15 protein-coding genes are annotated in these 19,897 nt (G+C 37.6%); 5 read left to right on the top strand and 10 right to left on the bottom strand.

Features of this window, described 5'->3' with window-relative positions:
* Positions 1-7 precede the first annotated feature (7 nt).
* The 6 genes from JNG87_RS18850 to JNG87_RS18825 all read right to left on the bottom strand — a co-directional run bounded on the left by JNG87_RS18850 (position 8) and on the right by JNG87_RS18825 (position 6,828).
* Complete coding sequence (locus JNG87_RS18850) at positions 8-3,031, bottom strand: SusC/RagA family TonB-linked outer membrane protein (protein ID WP_202840356.1); 3,024 nt, start codon at positions 3,029-3,031, stop codon at positions 8-10.
* Between the two features lie 215 nt (positions 3,032-3,246).
* The gene (locus JNG87_RS18845; RefSeq protein ID WP_202840354.1) at positions 3,247-3,948 is read right to left on the bottom strand and encodes a LytR/AlgR family response regulator transcription factor; all 702 of its coding nucleotides are present in this window, start codon (positions 3,946-3,948) and stop codon (positions 3,247-3,249) included.
* A complete protein-coding gene (locus JNG87_RS18840; RefSeq protein WP_238349620.1) occupies positions 3,929-4,966 on the bottom strand; it encodes a sensor histidine kinase in 1,038 nt (345 codons plus the stop codon). The genes JNG87_RS18845 and JNG87_RS18840 overlap by 20 nt, the downstream gene beginning before the upstream one ends.
* Before the next feature lie 169 nt (positions 4,967-5,135).
* Complete coding sequence (locus JNG87_RS18835; protein WP_202840351.1) at positions 5,136-5,531, bottom strand: DoxX family protein; 396 nt, start codon at positions 5,529-5,531, stop codon at positions 5,136-5,138.
* Between the two features lie 363 nt (positions 5,532-5,894).
* Positions 5,895-6,398 carry a TlpA family protein disulfide reductase gene (locus tag JNG87_RS18830; protein WP_238349619.1) on the bottom strand — a complete coding sequence of 168 codons (504 nt, stop codon included), beginning with the start codon at positions 6,396-6,398 and terminating at the stop codon, positions 5,895-5,897.
* A 1-nt stretch (position 6,399) separates the two neighbouring features.
* Positions 6,400-6,828, bottom strand: a complete 429-nt coding sequence (locus tag JNG87_RS18825) for a rhodanese-like domain-containing protein (RefSeq protein WP_202840347.1) — start codon at positions 6,826-6,828, stop codon at positions 6,400-6,402.
* Positions 6,829-6,978: 150 nt separating this feature from the next.
* On the opposite strand from JNG87_RS18825, the gene JNG87_RS18820 reads away from it, so the two are divergent.
* Together JNG87_RS18820 and JNG87_RS18815 are read left to right on the top strand one after the other, a co-directional pair.
* A complete protein-coding gene (locus JNG87_RS18820) occupies positions 6,979-8,646 on the top strand; it encodes an FAD-binding dehydrogenase (protein ID WP_202840346.1) in 1,668 nt (555 codons plus the stop codon).
* 11 nt (positions 8,647-8,657) lie between these two features.
* Positions 8,658-9,461, top strand: coding sequence for an SDR family oxidoreductase (locus tag JNG87_RS18815; RefSeq protein WP_202840343.1), 804 nt, complete (start codon positions 8,658-8,660; stop codon positions 9,459-9,461).
* Between the two features lie 64 nt (positions 9,462-9,525).
* On the opposite strand, the gene JNG87_RS18810 is transcribed toward JNG87_RS18815, so the two are convergent.
* Complete coding sequence (locus tag JNG87_RS18810) at positions 9,526-10,515, bottom strand: aldo/keto reductase (protein WP_202840341.1); 990 nt, start codon at positions 10,513-10,515, stop codon at positions 9,526-9,528.
* A gap of 225 nt (positions 10,516-10,740) precedes the next feature.
* Here JNG87_RS18810 and JNG87_RS18805 point away from each other — a divergent pair, with 225 nt between their 5' ends.
* From JNG87_RS18805 to JNG87_RS18795, 3 genes are all read left to right on the top strand, one after another.
* Positions 10,741-12,012, top strand: a complete 1,272-nt coding sequence (locus JNG87_RS18805) for an NAD(P)/FAD-dependent oxidoreductase (RefSeq protein WP_202840339.1) — start codon at positions 10,741-10,743, stop codon at positions 12,010-12,012.
* Positions 12,013-12,043: 31 nt separating this feature from the next.
* Positions 12,044-13,042, top strand: coding sequence for an SDR family oxidoreductase (locus tag JNG87_RS18800; RefSeq protein WP_202840337.1), 999 nt, complete (start codon positions 12,044-12,046; stop codon positions 13,040-13,042).
* Between the two features lie 117 nt (positions 13,043-13,159).
* On the top strand, positions 13,160-15,007 hold the full coding sequence (locus JNG87_RS18795) for a chloride channel protein (RefSeq protein ID WP_202840335.1): 1,848 nt from the start codon (positions 13,160-13,162) through the stop codon (positions 15,005-15,007).
* 164 nt (positions 15,008-15,171) lie between these two features.
* On the opposite strand, the gene JNG87_RS18790 is transcribed toward JNG87_RS18795, so the two are convergent.
* The 3 genes from JNG87_RS18790 to JNG87_RS18780 form a co-directional block, all read right to left on the bottom strand.
* Positions 15,172-16,116 (bottom strand): aldo/keto reductase, encoded by a 945-nt coding sequence (locus JNG87_RS18790; protein WP_202840333.1) that lies wholly within the window; start codon positions 16,114-16,116, stop codon positions 15,172-15,174.
* 414 nt (positions 16,117-16,530) lie between these two features.
* Complete coding sequence (locus JNG87_RS18785; RefSeq protein WP_202840331.1) at positions 16,531-18,339, bottom strand: hypothetical protein; 1,809 nt, start codon at positions 18,337-18,339, stop codon at positions 16,531-16,533.
* A 400-nt stretch (positions 18,340-18,739) separates the two neighbouring features.
* The gene (locus JNG87_RS18780; protein WP_202840329.1) at positions 18,740-19,891 is read right to left on the bottom strand and encodes an efflux RND transporter periplasmic adaptor subunit; all 1,152 of its coding nucleotides are present in this window, start codon (positions 19,889-19,891) and stop codon (positions 18,740-18,742) included.
* Between the last annotated feature and the right edge of the window lie 6 nt (positions 19,892-19,897).

Raw genomic sequence — 19,897 nt, 5'->3', positions numbered from 1 at the left:
ATTGTTTTTAAAAATTAACTTTCACATTGAAGGCAAAATTTCTGGTAGCAGGCATAACTCCGGACTGGTATCCCTGGATACTTCCCGATGAAATCCCTGCTTCAGGATCTGAATAAGGAAGGTTTTTATGAATGATCCAAAGGTTACTTCCTGTAAATCCCACAGTAAGATTCTGAATGCCGGTGTTTCTTAGAAAATTGGTATTAAAAGTATAAGAAACAGATAATTGACGGAGTTTTATAAAGCTTGCATCATACACAAAAGCAGCAACAGGAGGATCAGTTCCCAATGTCTGGCTGGACATAGACTTGTCAAGTCTGACCGTATTTGGAATATAAATTCCCGGATTATTTGGATCCTGCATCACTCCGGGTAAAATAACACCACCTCCGTTATCCAGTGTATTTCTGATAGGGTTTCCAAGGTCATTTAGTCCGACGGAATCAGGATAAAGTCCGGTTCCATATCCATAATACTGGTCTAATGAGAATATTTTTCCTCCTTTTCTCCAGTCAATCTGAAAACTTAGATTAAAATTTTTATAGGTAAAAGAATTGGTTAGTCCAGCGATAAAATCAGGTTGAAAACTTCCAAGATTGTGATCAGAATCATCAGTATGAAGATAGGCTCCGTTTTTCCCTACAATTTTATTCCCATTCGGATCATAGACAAAATCTGCACCCCAGATGCTTCCATATTCTTTATTGAGAGGTGCATTGATACTGATACCTCCCTGTAATGTACCGATGGTTATATTTTCAATACCTTCCCTGAGTGCAGTTACTTTGGTTTTAGGATTGGACCAGTTGAGCATTACATCCCAGTTGAAATTATTGAATTTTAGCGGTGTGATATTTAAAGACAATTCAATTCCTTTTGTGGTTAACTCTCCCGTATTTTGAATTTTTGCTGCTGAACCCGTTGCTAAAGATACAGGAAGCGGAAGAATCTGGTTAAATGCAATATTCCTGAACCAGGAAAGATCAAATCCCAATCTGTTTTTGAAAAACTGCATATTGGTTCCTATTTCAAAATTCTTCAGTTTTTGAGGCATAAGGTCGGCATTTCTTAAAGTTGTATTATAAGAGTAAACCGGGTTGTTAGCAAAAGAAGCCTGTGGAATAAACCGGTTTATTAATTGATCTGCGCCAGTGTCCGAGCCAACTTCCGCATAGGCAGCCCTAAACTTTCCGAAACTTAGCCATTCTTTTTTTAGCAAACTGGAAAATACCATACTTGCTGAAACGGAAGGATAATAATATGCTTCTTTCCCTTTGGGCAACGCTGTAGATTGGTCTCTTCTGAAAGTTCCTTCCAGATAATAGGTATTTTTATATCCTACAGAAGCCTGAATAAAAGCTCCGTAAATATATTTTGAAGTATCTGTAATCAAAGGCTTTGCCGGGGTTGCCGCGGAATTGGAAATGGTATAAAGTCCTGGAATATAAAGTCCGCCGGATGTTGTCTGTGCATTGGAATAGCTGGTTTGTACATTAATATTTCCACCCAAAAGAACCTGAAGATTGAGGTTTTCGACAATGTTCTTTTTATACGTAGCTATGAGATCATAATTGGTTTCTGTAAAGCGCAGATTGGTCACTGCATATCCGGAAGGCTGTTCTATTGGATTGAAACTGAAAAAAGCAGGAATAGAACCGGCAGCTCTTCTTTCTTCAGTAATCATATTGTATCCGTCCGTACCTACTCTAGCCAGTATATTCACCTCTTTGGAAAGATCATAGCTCATACTGAAATTTCCTGCAAAGCGTTCTCTCTTATCATTCTGGTAATTCTTATATCTCGTAAAATAAGGATTATCCCAATAAGCGGGTGACAGGTTCACAGGATTTTTCATATTCCAGGTATAATTCTTATTAAAAGTATCAAAGAGATATTTCTGATATTGAATATCTACATTTGTTGCCCACCATTGTCGGAAATTTCCCATAATATTGTCACCATACCCTGTGGAATTTCTTCCTTTGGTACTTTGTACAATATAATTGGCAAAAATGCTAGCTGTAAGATTATCTGTAATTTTATAAGAAGCATTTCCCCCCAAATTATTTTTGACCAGATAAGAATTCGGCATAATATCCGTTGCACTGGTGTTGGTATAGCTTAGTCTGAAGGAAGCCCGGTCATTAGCCCCGCTGAATGCGATATTATTGGTTCGGTTAGTAGCTTTATCAAAAAAGGTAATAGGACCGTTTTTAGCCATTACCCATGGAGTCTGTCTTCCAAAATTATGAGAGTCAGGAATAAACGCATCATATTGCCATACTGAAAGATTAGGGTCATAAGGAACTCCGTAAGAAGCATCATTCCAGAAATAAACCAGTGAGCCGTTTTGATAAGGGATTAAAGTATTTCCCAGGTATCCCTGTCCATACTGGGTCTGGTATTCAGGAAATGTGGATTTATCAATGGAAGAAACAGACAAGCTCCCACTATACTCGAGGCCAATCCCCTGTTTGTTCTTTTTACCTTTTTTGGTAGTGATGATAATGGCGCCGTTTTGAGCTCTTGAACCATATAAAGCAGCGGCAGCGGCACCCTTGAGTACATTCACTGTCTCAATATCATTGGGGTTGATATCTGAAACAGGGCTGCCATAATCATACCCGTTGAATCCATTTTGTTGAGCAAGAGAATTAATATTTCTGTTGATGATCGGAACACCATCTACTACAAAAAGTGCCTGATTGTCCCCCAGGATAGATTTGTATCCCCGGGACACTGCATCCACGGAGCCACCAAAATTAGTTGATTGTCTGATCTCAAGCCCGGCCACTTTTCTAGATAAATTGTTCATAAAATTGGTTGTGGGATTTCTGGTGAGGTCCTCTCCTTTTACTTCCTGTGTAGAATATCCCAGCGATCTTTTTTCTCTTTTTATGCCTAAAGCAGTTACCACGATACCTTCTATATTTTTAGTGGTAAGTGTGTCCTGCTTTCCCTGGCTGAAATAGGTTTCGCTTCCTATGAAAAAAGCGACTCCCACACTTAAAAGCTTTAACTTGTATTTCATAATTATTAATTTTTTTAACGTATTGTTAATCAAAATTCAACAATTGGTGAAGAATACAGTGAAAGGAATATATCAACGGCAGACTAAGATCTACTAAAATTCTAAGTAATAAAGGATTAACTATCTACAACGGACCAGTATCTGAAAAATTTTGAAGTTTTCTAATAATCTTCTTTAGAGAATCGGGATGAAATTCAAGAGCTTTGATGTTGGTTTTAAAGTTCAATCAACGGTTTATAAGTTCTCCCCACAGGCAGCTTTTTTCCATTCACCTGAATAATATTGGCAGATTTTACTTCTATTTTTGGCCGGGAAATAATATAGGATTTGTGGATACGGACAAACATTTTGGGATTCAACGCTTCTTCTATTTTACTGATGGGCATTTTAAAAGTGAGAGTTTCCGTTTTTGTATGAATATTAATGTATTCTCTTAAACTTTCGATGTAAAAAATATCCTGAAGAACAATTTTAACCTTCTTTTTACCACTGTTCAGGAATATAAAATCGCGTTCAGAAACTTCGAGTAATGCATCTTCTGCTTCCATTAAATGCTTGAATTTATCAATAGCAGTCAGAAAGCGGTCATATGGAATGGGTTTCATCAGATAATCCGTGATATCAAGCTCATAGCCTTCTACTGCATATTGATGATACGCTGTTGTAACAATTACAAAAGGAGGATTTTTTATTTTCCTTAGAAAATCAAAACCTTTTAGAACCGGAAGATGAAGATCAAGAAACATTAAATCTACATCATGAATACTTAAAAGACTGCTGGCATATACTGCATCTGCACATTTTCCTACCAGATTCAGTTCCTGATCCCGTAATATAAAATTTTCAAGAATTTCTGCTGCAATAGGTTCGTCTTCTACGATAATGCAATTGTATTTTTTAGAGGTTGATGGTGTCATGAAAATCAATGGTTAAAGTTACAGTATAGCGGTTGCTCTCATCTTCCACGGAAAGCGTATGTTTTGGATAAAGAAGTTCAAGCTGTCTCCGGATATTTTTCAGTCCTATTTTGGTGGAATTTTCATGAGATTTTTCCTGTCTGGAATTTTCTACTAGGTAAGTAAGATTTCCGTTCTTTAAATGAATATCAACGGTAATAAATGCTTCTCCCAGACTTTCAGAAACGCCATGTTTAAAGGCATTTTCTACAAACTGTATCAATATCAGGGGTGAAATTTCCTGTGAAGGATTATCGATATTTTCAGAAAAATTCACAGTCAGCTGATGGTACCGGATCTTCTGAATCTGTATAAAATCTTTAATATTTTCAATATCCTTGGCTATAAAAATGTTTTTTTCTGCAGCTTCATAAATATTATACCGCATTACTTTGGAAAGCTGCAGAATAACATCGGGAGTTTCGTCTGCTTTTTTCATAGCCATTCCGTAGATATTATTGAGGGTATTGAAAAGAAAATGGGGATTGATCTGCGCTTTCAGCATAGTAAGTTCCTGATCCAGTTTTTCTGACTTTAACTGAGAGATCTGTTCTTTGAGTATATTTTTCTGCCGGGTAATTTCAACCCCGAAAATAAGACCTGTCATAAAAATAAGATCCATGAAAGAATTGAAAGCCACATAACCATTGATAAATCCGGAGACCTGCTTGCCGTCCAATGTTTCAATAACACCATAGATATCAGGATATATGATAAAATGTGTTACAAAACGATGGCCAAAGACAGCTGCTGTTACAATGAAAATATAGAGAATATATTTAAAAACAAATTTAAGATTAACCTTTTCATATACATACAGCAACACATAGGCTAACGGAATTTTAACCAAAAAATAACACAGTTCCAGCATAAGGGCATTCTGAAGCCTTAGCTGCCATTTGAAATCAGGAAACTGATACCTGGACCAGTAAAAGTCAAGGTAAACTTCCAGCGTATAATACAAGATCCAAAAAAGCAAATGAATCCGCCATTTAGATTGACTGTCTGATTTCAAGCTTATGATGATTTAAAAGTACAAAGTACCATTTATTAACCCAAATATAAACATATAAGTCTATCAAATGAAGCCAAAAATCTACAAACTGTTTCTTCTGAATCATTTTACGTGGCAAAGATTCTGGAATAGGTTAACTCTTATTTTTATTCATAAAATATAAAGAGACTTCAGGATACATGAGATTGAAAAAGCATAAGATCAGCAGGACATTGAATTCGATCCCATTGTTTCCGCCTCCTACTACAAACCAACCATTTTGCCAGTGAACATAATAAATCCCGGAAATAAAAATGAGAATATTACAGACCGCTACAGGCTTGATACATTGGTCAATCCAGAGTAAAGGCACTGATAAAAGATGAGTCAGTTTTATGGCCCAGGCTATATAAATTCCTGCAGGGCTGAAACCCAATCTGTCCAGATAAGCATGTCCGAAATCATTCACATCCCCACTGAAAATAGAAATCACACTATGCATCAGTAATATCACTGAAAGTGCCAAACGAAGGTAAAAACTCTTTTTCATAGAAACAAAATTAGTATGCGAAAACATACACTTATCATTTTGTATATCAACAACTTTGAAAAAGGTATAAAAGTTTTAGTTTCAGCATAAATTGCACTTTTTATTATTGAGATCTATTGTATGCAATATTAAATCTTTTTAATATTTCAATATAAAGTGATTTAATAAATACAATTTAGTATATTTACATTCAGATAAGACATAATAATGAATTTCCCCCATAATCAGTAATCGGTCTTCATAAGATATTTTACATGATTATAAAAACGATTCTAAGACACAAATGCTTCTATCTTTTTCAACTAAAAAGAGTGGTACAATAACTTACCACTCTTTTATATTATCACTGGAAAAATAACTTGTTTAATTCTGTATCAAATTTTTCTTAATAAAATCTTCCAGTTCCTGGCCATGAAGGTTTTTAGCTATAATCGTTCCCTGTCCGTCAATAATAACATTAAAGGGAAGCTCATCTACTTCATACAGTTTTGCTACAGGGCTTTTCCAGAATTTTAAATCGCTGATCTGTATCCAGTTGATCTGAAACCTGTCGATTGCTTTCTGCCAGCTTTCCTTATTCTTGTCTAAAGAAACGCCCACTATTTCAAACTGATTTTTTTTAACCTGCCCGGAATAAGTGTCATACATTGTTTTCAGTTGAGGTTGTTCTTCTACGCAGGGTGCGCACCAGGTTGCCCAGAAGTCGATCAGAACCAGTTTCCCTTTTAATGCTGAAAGAGAAAATGAAGTTCCATCTGCCTTTGTCATTGTTATTTCAGGAGCTTTCTTCCCTACTTCTATGGTGTTCTGGGCAGAAATATATCCTGAAAACAGTATGAAAAATAATATTGTTAAAGAGTTTTTCATATTAATCATTTGTAGGATAATTTTTATCCAGCCAATCTGTTTTGATGTTTTTCGGAAGGTTTAAAAGCTTTGCATTTTTGAAGCCCAATTCCATTAACAATGCAAATGCAGGACGAATATTAGGACATTTTACAAAAGGACAGCAGCCACAATAGATCACAATTTCTCTGTTCTTAGGAATATCTTTAAGATAATTTCTCAGTTTTTCCAGGTTTTCAGGTTCATGAGTCGGTCCGATGTCTACAGAACCCTTCACAATAGCTTCAGGTCCTACTGAAATGATGACCAGATCGTTTGTTTTTTGATTTTCAATTCTGGAAGCCAGTAATGCCGGATCCATCAGCTGGCTGTCTTTCCATGGATCCTGTTTTTGCTGTGCCTGACTGAATATGGAACAAACCAGGCAGGCAATGATAAACAAATACTTCATTCTTCTATTTTTCACAAAGATAAGTTGAAAAGTTCAGAGTTCAGGGCTGATTACTCAAAGCAGGCTTATTTAAATTTTTAATTTTAAACCCGATTCCGAATAATTTTATACATTTATCTAACGTATTGTTGAATCAAAACACGCTTAACAATGAAAGAAAAATTCCAGCCTGATACAATTATTATCGGAACCGGACTGGCAGGGCTTACCGCGGCGATGGAAATTACCAATGCCGGAAAAAAAGTATTGCTTCTGGATCAGGAAACAGAGCAGAATATCGGCGGACAGGCATTCTGGTCATTTGGAGGATTATTTCTGATTAATTCCCCCCAGCAAAGAAGAATGGGAATTAAAGATTCTTATGAGCTGGCACTGCAGGACTGGAAAGGTACCGCTGGTTTTGATCGTCCGGAAGATTACTGGCCCCGCCAGTGGGCTGAAGCTTATCTGAAATTTGCTGCCGGTGAAAAGTACGATTATATTTCCAAACTGGGAATCAGGCTGATGTTTATGGTGGGCTGGGCAGAGCGTGGTGATGGTTCGGCAACGGGTCATGGAAATTCCGTACCCCGTTTTCATGTGAGTTGGGGAACAGGCACAGGCGTGGTAAAACCCTTTGTAGAAAAAGCTTACAAAGCTCAGGAAAAAGGACTGCTTCAGATGAAATTCAGACACCGGGTAACTGAATTGATAGAGGAAGACGGCAAAATTAAAGGCCTTAAAGGAGATATTCTGGAAAATGATAACCAGGAAAGAGGTGCTGCAACGAACAGGAATATCATCTCTGCATTTGAGTATACAGCTCCTAATATCATCATTGCTTCAGGAGGAATTGGTGCCAATCATGAGCTGGTAAGAAAAAACTGGCCGGAAAGATTGGGAAGAGCACCTGAAAATATGGTCTGTGGTGTTCCTGCTTATGTGGATGGAAAAATGATAGGCATTGCAGAACATGCCGGAGCTCATATCATCAATCCGGACAGGATGTGGCACTATACGGAAGGGTTACAAAACTGGAATCCTATCTGGCCCAATCACGGAATCCGCATATTGCCCGGGCCTTCATCATTATGGTTTGATGCAAAAGGAAAACGTCTCCCCGCTCCTTTTCTTCCCGGTTTTGATACATTGGGAACTTTACAGTATATCCAGGAAACCGGATTTTCTTATTCCTGGTTTATTCTTACCCAGAAAATTATTAAAAAAGAATTTGCTCTTTCAGGTTCGGAACAGAATCCGGATATCACCAATAAAGATTATGCTCTTTTTTTGAAAAGGATTTTTGGTAAAAAGGCTCCGGGACCGGTAGAGGCTTTTAAAGAGCACGGAAAAGACTTTATTGTATCAGATAACCTGGAAGATCTGGTTAAAAGAATGAATGAACTGGCAGGAAATAATCTCCTTAAATATGAAAAAATAAAATCACAGATTGAAGCCAGAGACCGCGAACTCAACAATAAATTTTCAAAAGACACTCAAATTAATTATATACGAAACACCCGAAATTATTTAGGAGATAAACTCGGGCGTGTAGCGGCTCCCCACAAAATTTTAGATCCTGAAAACAGGCCTTTGATTGCTGTACGTCTTAATATTTTAACCCGCAAAACGTTAGGCGGAATAAAAACCAATCTGAATGGTCAGGTGCTGAGAGAGGATGACAGTATTATTGAAGGACTCTATGCTGCCGGAGAAGCTGCAGGCTTTGGAGGCGGCGGAATGCATGGCTACAGAGCTTTGGAAGGAACATTTTTAGGAGGCTGCATCTTCTCTGGAATGAAAGCGGGAAAATATATTGCGGACTTTAAAACTAAATAATAGTATTGAACATGAGCAGTTATTTTGATCATAAAGTCATTTGGATCACAGGTGCATCATCAGGCATTGGAGAAGCTTTAGTGAAAGAGCTTACGAGAAAGAGTAATGCCAAAATTATTCTTTCTTCCAGAAAAGAAGGACAGCTTCATTCCGTGGCTGAAAATGCCGGCCTAAGTACAGATCGGTATGCGGTCATTCCTTTAGATCTTAAAAATTATAAAGAAATGCCAGCCATTGCAGCGAAGGCAGCTGAGAAGTTTGGAAAGATTGATATTCTGATTAATAATGCCGGATTGTCACAACGGTCGTTAGCCATGGAAACAGATATTGAAGTGGACAAACAACTAATCGATACTGATTATATCGGAACTGTAGCACTTACTAAAGCAGTTGTACCTTATATGATTGAAAATAAAGGAGGACAGATTGCTGTTGTATCCAGTCTTATGGGAATTTTTGGAGCCCCTATGAGAAGCGGATATGCAGGTGCAAAACATGCTTTACACGGTTTTTTTGATGCGTTGCGGGCAGAATTATTCAGCCAGAATATTAAGATTACGATGATCTGCCCGGGTTTTATACAGACTGATATTTCTATTAATGCAGTCACCGGAGATGGTTCATTACAGGGCACAATGGATGATGCTACGAAGAATGGCATGCCTGTAGATATCTTCGCCAAAAAAATGCTTTATGCCATAGAGAAACAGAAAAGACAGAAAGCGATAGGTGGTAAAGAAGTGATGGCTGTTTACCTGAAACGATTTTTTCCAGGCTTATTGGCGAAAATAATCCGTAAAGCAAAGGTAGTATAAAGAAAAGCCCGATTCAGGAAAGAATCGGGCTTTTGAGTTAGTTAACGACAATGGTTACCTTTATTTACTCAGGAAACTGCGCCTTTTCGTAAATCAGTCCTTCATTTTTTAATTCTTTCCAGAATTCGGCAGGAATGTTGGTTTGCAAGGCATTCATATTATCTTTCACCTGCTCAGGCTGGCTGGCACCGGGAATAATGGAAGCGAATTCGTCAGCGGCCAGTACAAAATGCAGTGCGGCATCAATAAGGCTTATATTGTATTTTTCGGCAATGGAAGTCATCCTGGCTCGCTTTTCATGCATTCCTTTAGGAATTACATCTTTATAATTATAGCGTTCTCTTCCTGCTATATAGCCTGAATTGTACCCAGCTCCCGAAACCAGTTTTACCCCTGCTTTTTTAACTGCAGGAAGAAGACGGTCCACAGCATCTTCATGCTCCAGAATAGAATATTGCGTGGCCGACAGACAGATATCAGGATCAGCAGATTCAATACAGTCTAAAATAGGTTCTATTTTATTAACACCCATTCCCCATGCCTTTATAATTCCCTGACTGCGAAGTTCAGAAAGAATTTTAAAAGCTCCGTTTCTTGCCTGTTTCAGAAAATAAGGATAACGGTCCCCTACCTGATCTTCAGACAGATCATGAATATAAACAATATCAATATGACTCAATCCGGTTCTTTCCAGGCTGTCTTCAATGGATTTTTGTACAGCATAAGATGTATAATCATGGAAGAAGTCATAGTTAAGAGGCTTTTTCCACATCGTTGGAGGAACTTCAGATTCCGGAACCTGTTGAAAAAGTCTCCCCACTTTGGTTGAGAAAATAAAATCATCCCTGTCTTTATCTGTAAGAAAATGTCCAAATCTTCTTTCACTTTTGGTTAATCCGTACCACGGAGAAGTATCATAATACCGCACCCCGCTATCCCAGGCCGTCTGTAATATTTCATGAGCCTGTTCATCCGTAATGTTTTCAAAAGCTGTTCCTATTGCTACACCCCCTATTCCCAGTCGGTGCTTTTCTGTTAAAATGTCTGATTTCATATGTTGAATATTTAAAGTGTTGGATGATTGTTACAGTACAAACATCATGCTGCCCTCCATAGAAATGTTAAAAAGAAAATTGTAATGAAACACTGAAATCCGTACCAGCTGCCGGAACAATAGCTATTTCAGTATTTTGAATATTATGTTAAATATTTATTTCGCAGCTCCTTTGGTCTTGTTATTGAATGAATTTCAGTACACCATTTGAAATAATCACATACTATGAAAAAGCATATTCTAATCGTAGGAGGAGGATTTGCGGGCATCAACCTTATCAAATCTCTCAGAAATGATAAAAGGTTCAGAATAACTCTGGTTGATAAAAACAATTATCATTTTTTCCCGCCACTTATCTATCAGGTAGCTACTTCGTTTATAGAAGCTTCCAATATCAGTTATCCTTTCAGAAAACTGTTTTCAAACAATAAAAATGTGAAATTTCACATGGGCAGCCTTCTCAGGGTAAATCCTGAAAATAAGACCATAGAAACTGATACGGGGATTCTCAGTTATGATTATCTGGTACTGGCATTAGGGACAGAGACTAATTTTTTTGGAATGGAAAATGTAAAGAGATGTTCGCTTCCGATGAAAAATATAGAAGAAGCACTCTATCTGAGGAATCATATTCTGCTGACTCTGGAAGAAGCCGCTAGAAATAAAGACATTAAAGAAGCCGAAAAACTTCAAAATATCGTGATTGCCGGAGGTGGACCTACAGGAGTAGAACTGGCAGGAATGCTTGCGGAAATGGGAAAATATATAGCCCAGAAAGAATATCCGGAAATCAAACTGGGACTTTCCAATCTTTATCTTATTGATGCTTTACCTACTTTACTTTCGCCTATGAGCCAGCTGGCCCAGAAAACGGCCTATGAGAAGCTGAAAGAATTAGGAGTGAAAATCCTTTTGAATGTATCTGTAAAAGATTATAAAGACTGTAAAGTCATTCTGAGCGATGGAAATTCTATTGAAACAGAAACCCTGATCTGGACTTCCGGTGTCATTGGAAAAGAAATCCCCGGTCTGCCGGAAGAAACTATCGGGAAAGGCAGACGAATATTGGTGGATGACTATAATAAAGTAACCGGAACTACCAATATTTATGCGTTGGGAGACATATGTCTGATGCTGACAGAAGAAAAATATCCAAAAGGACATCCTCAGCTGGCTCAGGTTGCCATTCAGCAGGCTAAAAATCTCGCTTCCAATTTTAAACGGATAGAAGACGGAAAAATCCTGGAACAATTCCGGTACAATGATAAAGGAAGTATGGCCATCATATCAAAATACAACGCGGTAGTAGATCTTCCGAAAAATTCCTTTAACGGTTTTATAGCCTGGCTTACCTGGCTTTTCATCCACATCATTCCGCTGGTAGGGTTTAAAAATAAACTTCAACTGGCCATGGACTGGTTCCGGCTATTCATCACCAATAATCCATCCATCCGGCTTATTCTCTTTCCGAAAAGAAATACAGGAAACGGATCATGATAAAAAACAAAACACTTAAATCTATCATATTATGAAAAATCAAAGAAGACCTCCGTTTTTTGGAGAAACAGTCGTCATCACCGGTGCTTCAAGCGGAGTTGGTAAGGCTACGGCAGAAGCTTTTGCCGAACAGGGAGCTGATCTGGTATTGGCAGCAAGAGGAGAAGAAGCACTGGCAGAAACTGCAGAATTATGCAGAAAACTGGGAGCTACAGTGATTGCTGTTCCTACCGATACTTCCGTTGCAGAAGATGTTCAGAACCTTGTCAGAGAAGCTTTGGAATTCAGCGGGAAAATTGATTATTGGGTCAATAATGCAGGAGTGCTTGCATTTGGAAAATTTGAAGAAATTCCGGTAGATATCAGCGATCAGATTGTGAAAACCAACCTTTTGGGGTATATGCATTCGGCACATGCAGTGCTTCCTGTTTTTAAAAAGCAGAAAAAAGGAGTCTTACTGAATAATATTTCTATTGGCGGATGGATGCCGGCACCTTATGGAACAGCCTATACGGCCTCGAAATTTGGCGTTCGCGGAATGGTAGAAACCCTGCAGGGTGAAGTTTCAGACTTTCCTGATATCCATATTTGTGCGCTTTATCCCGGTTTTCAGAAATCATCAGGAATAGAACATGCTGCCAATTATTCAGGAATAAAGCTCAGCACACCTCCTCCATCGTTTGATCCCCGTGAGCTGGCTGCTGCTATTGTGAAAACAGCTAAAAATCCAACTGAAGCCTCTTATCCGGACTGGTCAGCTGTTGTTTTTAAAAATTTATATGAAATGTTTCCGGGAATCATCCGTTATGTATCTTCTGCAGGAATGAGAATGATAATGAAGAAAGCCAATAAGGCAGAAAATACAGGTGGAAATGTCCGCCAATCTTCCTCAGGAAATATGGGAATTGATGGGAAAACACTATTATCTGTTTCTAAAAAACCTTTGATCTTGGCAGGTGCAGGAATCATTGGAGCATTGGCTGTTGGGCTTATTTTTTCAGGAAAAACGAAAGATATAAGGGAAGATTAATAGAAATAAACAGTCATCGCTATAGTTTGAAAAAGGCTCATTACTATATTTTTTGTGATATATTTCATAAATTTACAGAACTGTATCAATCTGATGATAGTGTAAAATATTTCGACGGTGAAAATTCACAACAAAAAAAAGTACCTCAGTTTCCTTAAATTTAAAAGAGATTTCCAGAAATACGGACTGGAAAAAGCACGAAGTTATGAGCTTATCCTGCATTGGCTGAACAACAGGCTGAGCAGAAATCAGTTTCTTGTTCTTTCCGGAATTCTGGTAGGCTGCACGGCTGGTCTTGCGGGAGTTATCCTGAAAACACTGGTGCACAATATTCATTATTTTATTACCAATAAAGTTCATTTTGAATATCAGATTTTATTCTATATTGTTTTTCCTTTTTTAGGAATCGTTCTGACAACGATGATTGTTCTTACCTTGTTTAAAGGTCAGGATCGTAAAGGAATCGGGGCTATTTTATACGAAATTGCACAGAATTCCAGTATTGTGGCCTCCGTTAAAATGTATTCTCAGGTGATACAAAGTGCTGTTACCGTAGGATTGGGAGGTTCTGCAGGATTGGAAAGCCCTATTGCCGTTACCGGAGCTGCTATCGGTTCCAACTATGCACAAACCTACAGGTTAAGTTATAAAGAACGTACGTTGTTACTGGCTGCCGGGGCAACTGCCGGGATCGCTTCAGCATTTAATGCTCCTATTGCGGGGATTATGTTTGCCTTTGAAATTCTTTTAACCGGAGTAGTTTTCACCGATTTCATTCCGTTGGTTGTAGCTGCGGTTTGCGGAAGTCTTTTATCAAGAATTTTACTTCAGGAAGATGTTCTTTTCAGGTTTTATACCAGAGATCCCTTCAACTATAAAAATGTTCCGTACTATCTTATTTTAGGGATTGTTACGGGATTATATGCCCGTTATTTTGTGATTATTTCTCAAAAAGTAGAACATTTTATAAAAGGTCTTCAGCTTTCAAGAATGCGTAAAGCGATGTTCGGAGGAGCTGTCCTTTCCCTGTTATGTGTACTTTTTCCTCCTTTGTTCGGGGAAGGTTACGAAACCGTAAAGGCTTTCACCAACGGAAATACCTATTCTATTATTGAAAACAGTTTTTTCAGATATTTTGAGATCGGAGACTGGACCATTATCATATTTCTTATTCTGGTATTGCTTTTAAAGGCTTTTGCCACTTCATTTACGATTTTTAGCGGGGGAAACGGCGGTAACTTTGCTCCGTCTCTTTTTGCGGGAGGAACTTTGGGATACCTGTTTGCATTGGTTTGCCAGCATTTAGGATTTTCAGATGTTCCGGTGACCAATCTCGTTTTGGTAGGAATGGCAGGAGCAATGAGCGGTGTTCTGTATGCTCCTCTTACTGCGATTTTCCTGATCGCTGAATCTAGCTTCGGGTATGATTTATTTATTCCTCTCATGATTGTATCCATTATATCTTATCTTATTGCCAAATGGTTTTCCCCGATTTCTCCGGAATTAAAATCCTTGGCTGATGAAGGAAAAATTTTTACGAATAAACACGATAAGAACCTTCTCTTTGCCTTAAGAACTGAAGATTTTATTGACAAATATTCCCAGACCATTAATGAAAATGCTTCTGTTACAGAATTGTTTGAAATGGTAAAGAACGGTAATAAAAATATTTTCGCCGTTGTGGATGAGAACAGAAAATTGAAAGGAGTTCTGACATTGGATGATATAAGACCTTACCTTTTTAACAAAGAAATCGAAACGTCCCAGACGGTTACCCAGATCATGAAAGCGCCACCTGCCGTTCTTCATCGTGAAAATAAACCCCTGGATATTCTCCAGACCTTTGATGATACGGGAGTATGGAATTTACCTGTAGTAAGTGAGAATAATGATTTCATCGGTTTTATCTCAAAATCTTCCATATTAATGAGCTACAGACAGCTTCTGAAAGAATATTCCGATTAATAGTAATAACAGAATATAACAATCGGAAACCTCAATTCCCCTCCTCCGGAGGGGTGGCGAAAATTCAAAGAATTTTTGACGGGGTGGTGAGCGTTGCCAAATAACAAAAAAATCCGTTCAGCAATGAACGGATTTAATTTTAATCTATAATAAAGTTGAGAAAATTAGTTGCTTGCGTTATTCAGTAAAGCAATATCTTCCTGATCCAGAACAAGTTTTGGTGCATTGAAGACCGTTTCAAGCTGGGAAGCACTGGTAGCACTTACAATGGGTGCTGTAATCAGAGGATTAGATAACAGCCATGCCAGAGAAACTGTTCCCTGTGTTGTATGATGCTTTGCACTTACCTGATCCAGCGCTTTTAAGACTTCCAGTCCTTTAGGATTTAAATATTTTCTTACGCCCTCACCTCTTGCACTTTTTGTCAGATCTGCTTCATCGCGGTATTTACCGGTTAAAAAACCTGCTGCCAAAGACCAATAAGGAAAGACACTTAAATCAAACTGCTCTGCCAGAGGAGCATAATTTTGCTCAAAACCCTCTCTTTCCATGAGATTGTAATGAGGCTGTAACGCAACATATTTAGGAAGGTTATTCTTTTCTGCAGCTTCAAATGATGCCTTCAAACGTTCCGGTGATAAGTTGGAAGCCGCAATATAACGTACTTTCCCTGCCCTGATAATCTCATCATAAGCAGAAAGAGTTTCTTCTACAGGAGTAATGTTATCGTCAAAGTGGGTATAATAAAGATCGATGTGATCGGTCTGAAGTCTTTGCAGCGACTCATCTACAGATTTAAGAATGTGTTTTTTGCTGATGTCATAACCGTGTTCTTTTGTTTCTGAACCTACTTTGGTTGCCAAAACAATGTCATTACGGTTAGCTCTGCTTTTCATCCACTTTCCGATGATCTCTTCAGATTGTCCGCCTTTCCCGTTCACCCACCATGAATAGGTATCTGCAGTATCAATAAAATTGAATCCTGCTTCAGCAAAGCGGTCCAGTATATCAAAAGACTGTTTCTCGTCCAGCGTCCATCCAAAAACATTTCCTCCGAAGTTGATGGGCGCAATCGTTAAATCGGTGTTTTTGATCTTTCTTTTTTCCATAAAAATAATTTTACTAAGTGATCTCTAAGGTAGGGAATATTAAGCCTGGAAAATATTCAAAATGACCATTCCGGCCATAGTTATTATAAATGGGAATGCTGATATTTCCTCAGTTTTTTTGATTACTTGAATGTGTTGGAAAAGCGCAAAGGCGCAAATAATTTAAAAGCTAACTGCTTTAAGACGCAAAAATTTTATCTTCGATAAAATTGAATACTGCTTATTTTTATGTTTTTTGCAAAAAATCTATAGAATCTCTTAACATATCATTTTCTGAAAATCTTACATTGATTAAAGTTGAAATGTTCTTAGGCCTTTGCCGCTTCTAACAAAAATACATGTGATTTCATTAGTAAAAAAAATAAAAACAGCCATGTAAAAGCTGTTTTTATTATCTATCAATTAAAAATACGGTTATTTTTCAACCTGAGGAATGTCAATAGCGATAAGCTGAAGTTTGTATTCCTGTAACTGATGATAAATGGTTGACAAACCGTTGCTGAAGAATGGTGATGCTTTAAAAAGCTCATGATAATATTCGATACCCTCAAGAACATTTTTCCTGAAAGCATTCCATTTTTTTGTCTGCGAATGGGTAATCTGTGCAGTGGATTCGGTGATTTCCTTTCTCAGATAATCCACATACATTTTTAATTCATTAATAAACATATTCGGACGTTGGTTGTCTGAAAGAATATTGGAGTTTCCGTAGATATGTTTTACCATTTCCGAAAGAGAAACTTCCTTATCAAAAAAGGCAATATTCGGTCCCGGACATATTACAACGCCTTGCTTTTCCCCTTTGATTTCCAGATTCTGCTCCATGTATGCAGCATTCACAAGTCCTACACACAGACACGCTTTATTCGTAATGTCGGATTTTCTTTTATTAAATTCCTTTTCTGTAAGGGTTTCCTTATTGTCGTACAGTTCTTTGAGTTTGATATCCTGGTATTTTCTGGAAGCGGTACAGGTTCCTTCCGGAGAAAATTCTTTGCTTAATGCCAGAAGTTTTTTGGGACACGAGCTTCCATATTTACCTTTTGCTTCTTTTTCAAACTTTAACCGTTCATTGGATGTTCCTTTTACTGTATTGAAAGGCACTCCTAAAGGCGAAATATTACTCAGATAGAAATCCTGTTCTTTTGATCGTAAAAGTAAATTTCTGGTTTCTGCATCTACCGATGTTGCTTCGGGTACCAACAAAAACGGAGAACCCCATCCTATGCTGTCTACATTATAATTTGCCAGTAAAAACCCGTGTTCTTCAGCAGTTCCTACTCCACCCTGAACGGTAATTTTCATTTCTAAAGGTTCGGAAACTACATGCTTTCCTTTTTGTTCCAAAGCAGCTGTCATTAAGGAATGGGCTGATTGTATCAGATCGTTTTTTTTCTGCTTGAATTCTTCCATGATAGGCCCGAGAAGCATTCCTTCAGTGGCAAAAGCGTGACCTCCGCAATTCAATCCGGATTCTATTCTGTATTCAGAAACCCATAATCCTTTTTTGGCCAGAAAGTTCCCCTGAATCATTGCAGAACGGAAATCGCTTACTTTAAGGATAATTTTCTTTTTGATGTTTCCGTTTTCGTCCGGGAAAAAATCTTCAAACTCCTCCATATAGCTGTACAAACGGGGATTCATCCCTGCAGAAAGAACCATTGATGATGATAATTTGCTTTTGGCAAATCCGCGCAGTGAGGCATGAGCATCATTATACATCACAGGAAGCTGTTCATTATTCTGATAGTTGTCTTTATCTACTTTCGTCATGATATTGACATCAATACTTCCCGGTTTTAAATTCGATTCAATGAAGTTTTTAATATTGGAACTCCAGTTATCTTTTTGATTGATAAGATTTTGAAGGCTGTTTTTGAGGTCTGATGTATTCGGAAGCATAGCCATGAATTCCTTCAAAGCTTCCTTGTTTTTGCTGATTTCCTGTTTGAAAGATTCAAATTTTTCATTCACGATATCATCTACCATATCCAGATAAGCGGTAACTCTTTTTGCTCTGTAATCTTCTGTTTTTGTTGAGATTCCGAAATAGTCAAGATTGAACTTTTTGTTGTAAAAGTTCTTCATTTTTTCCAGGATTTCATCATCAATAATAGAGATGACGGAAGAAATTCCATACTGGGCAACACGAATCGGGCTGTCTATGGTATAAGCCAGTCCCATTACCGGAATATGGAAATTGTGCAAAGGTTTTTGTGTCATAAAGTTTTGATAAAAGTTTTTTATTGTTCATCTAAAAATCTTTACAACTATTCACTTCTTAAAAATATTATTTTAAAATGAATTATGCGTCAAATAGTATTTTAATTATTGAAAACATGTCAAATGTCATTTTTTTAATTGTTTGAAATAAAAAAGATCAGCTGAATAACTGATCTTTTCTTCTTGTCTGTTTTATTCTAACCACAAAAGTCACAAAAGTTTTTGACACTTAACTTCTTTTCATAAGAACCTTGCTTAAACTTAATAAGTACACCTAAGTTTTTGAAAATCTTTGATTTTCGCTTATGTGAAATTTTTCTACATCATTATTTTCAGCTTAGTTAAGTGGCTAAAGTGTTTCAAAATAAAAGCTTTTGTGTCTTTTGTGGTTTCACATTAATTATTCTGCTTTGTTTTTAAGCATCATCAGAAGACTGTAAGCCCCTTTCTGTACAATTTTCTTATCCTTTAAAGCATCTGCTTTTACAATCTCCGTAAACTGATCGTCAGCAATTCCGGTGACCACTGGAATCATTTTGTAATTGGATTTTCCAAGGTCTTCAAAAACATAATTTTTGTTTTCAAAAGAAACGATCGCTTCGTTGGGAAGTCCCTGAGTGTAACGGCCGCTGATATTGACTTCGGCATTCACATACATTCCTTTTACAAATTCCCTGTTCACAGAAGATAATCTGGCGATTGCGGTTGCAGAACCGCCGTTTTCGATACTGGGAACTACACTGACAATTTTAGCATCGGATTTCACATCCGGATTCTGATTGTTGTACACCAGAATTTCCTGCCCCACTTTTACATCATTCACATCATTTTCAAAAACCTTTAATTCTAAAAGTAATCCAGCTGGATTAATCAGCTCAAATAATGTATCTGCCGGGTTGATATACTGCCCGTTATTCACAAGAATTTTACTTACAAAACCTGTAAAAGGAGCATAAATGTTGATTTTACTTCTGATATTTCCGGTAGTCAGACCTTTGGCATTAATTCCGATGATTCTCAGTTTTTCCTCAAGTCCTTTTAAAGTAGCATTCAAAGTAGAATAATCTGCCTGAGCAGTCTGCAGGGTTTTGTCACTGCTGGCTTTGCTTGTATTCAAATCTTTCTGACGGTTGAAATTCAGTCTTGCCGCTTCGAGCTGAGCTTTGGTCACCAGATAATCCTGCTGTAACTGTATAAACTGAGGGTCTTCTACTACTGCAAGCACTTGTCCTTTGCTGAAATGACTTCCATTAATGACATTGATCGATTTGATATGTCCACCCATGATACTGGAAACCAAACTGATATGAGATGGTGCAATTTCTGCCTTTCCGTTGAGCCTTACCAGCTTTTCCATATTCCTGTTCTGAATACTGGTTGTTGTTAACCCTACAGACTGAATCTGTTTTTCTGTAAGATGAACAGAGTTTTTGTCGTTCTTGGAAAATTTGGTGTTTTCGTAAACCGTTTTTTCTTCTTCTTTTTTACCGGAACATGAAGATAAAGTAAGGATGAAAGCAAGGCTGTATAGTGGTATATTCTTGAAATGCATGATATA

This window comes from Chryseobacterium cucumeris, from assembly GCF_016775705.1.
Lineage (GTDB): Bacteria > Bacteroidota > Bacteroidia > Flavobacteriales > Weeksellaceae > Chryseobacterium > Chryseobacterium cupriresistens.
This window is presented reverse-complemented; position numbering and strand designations above follow the sequence as displayed.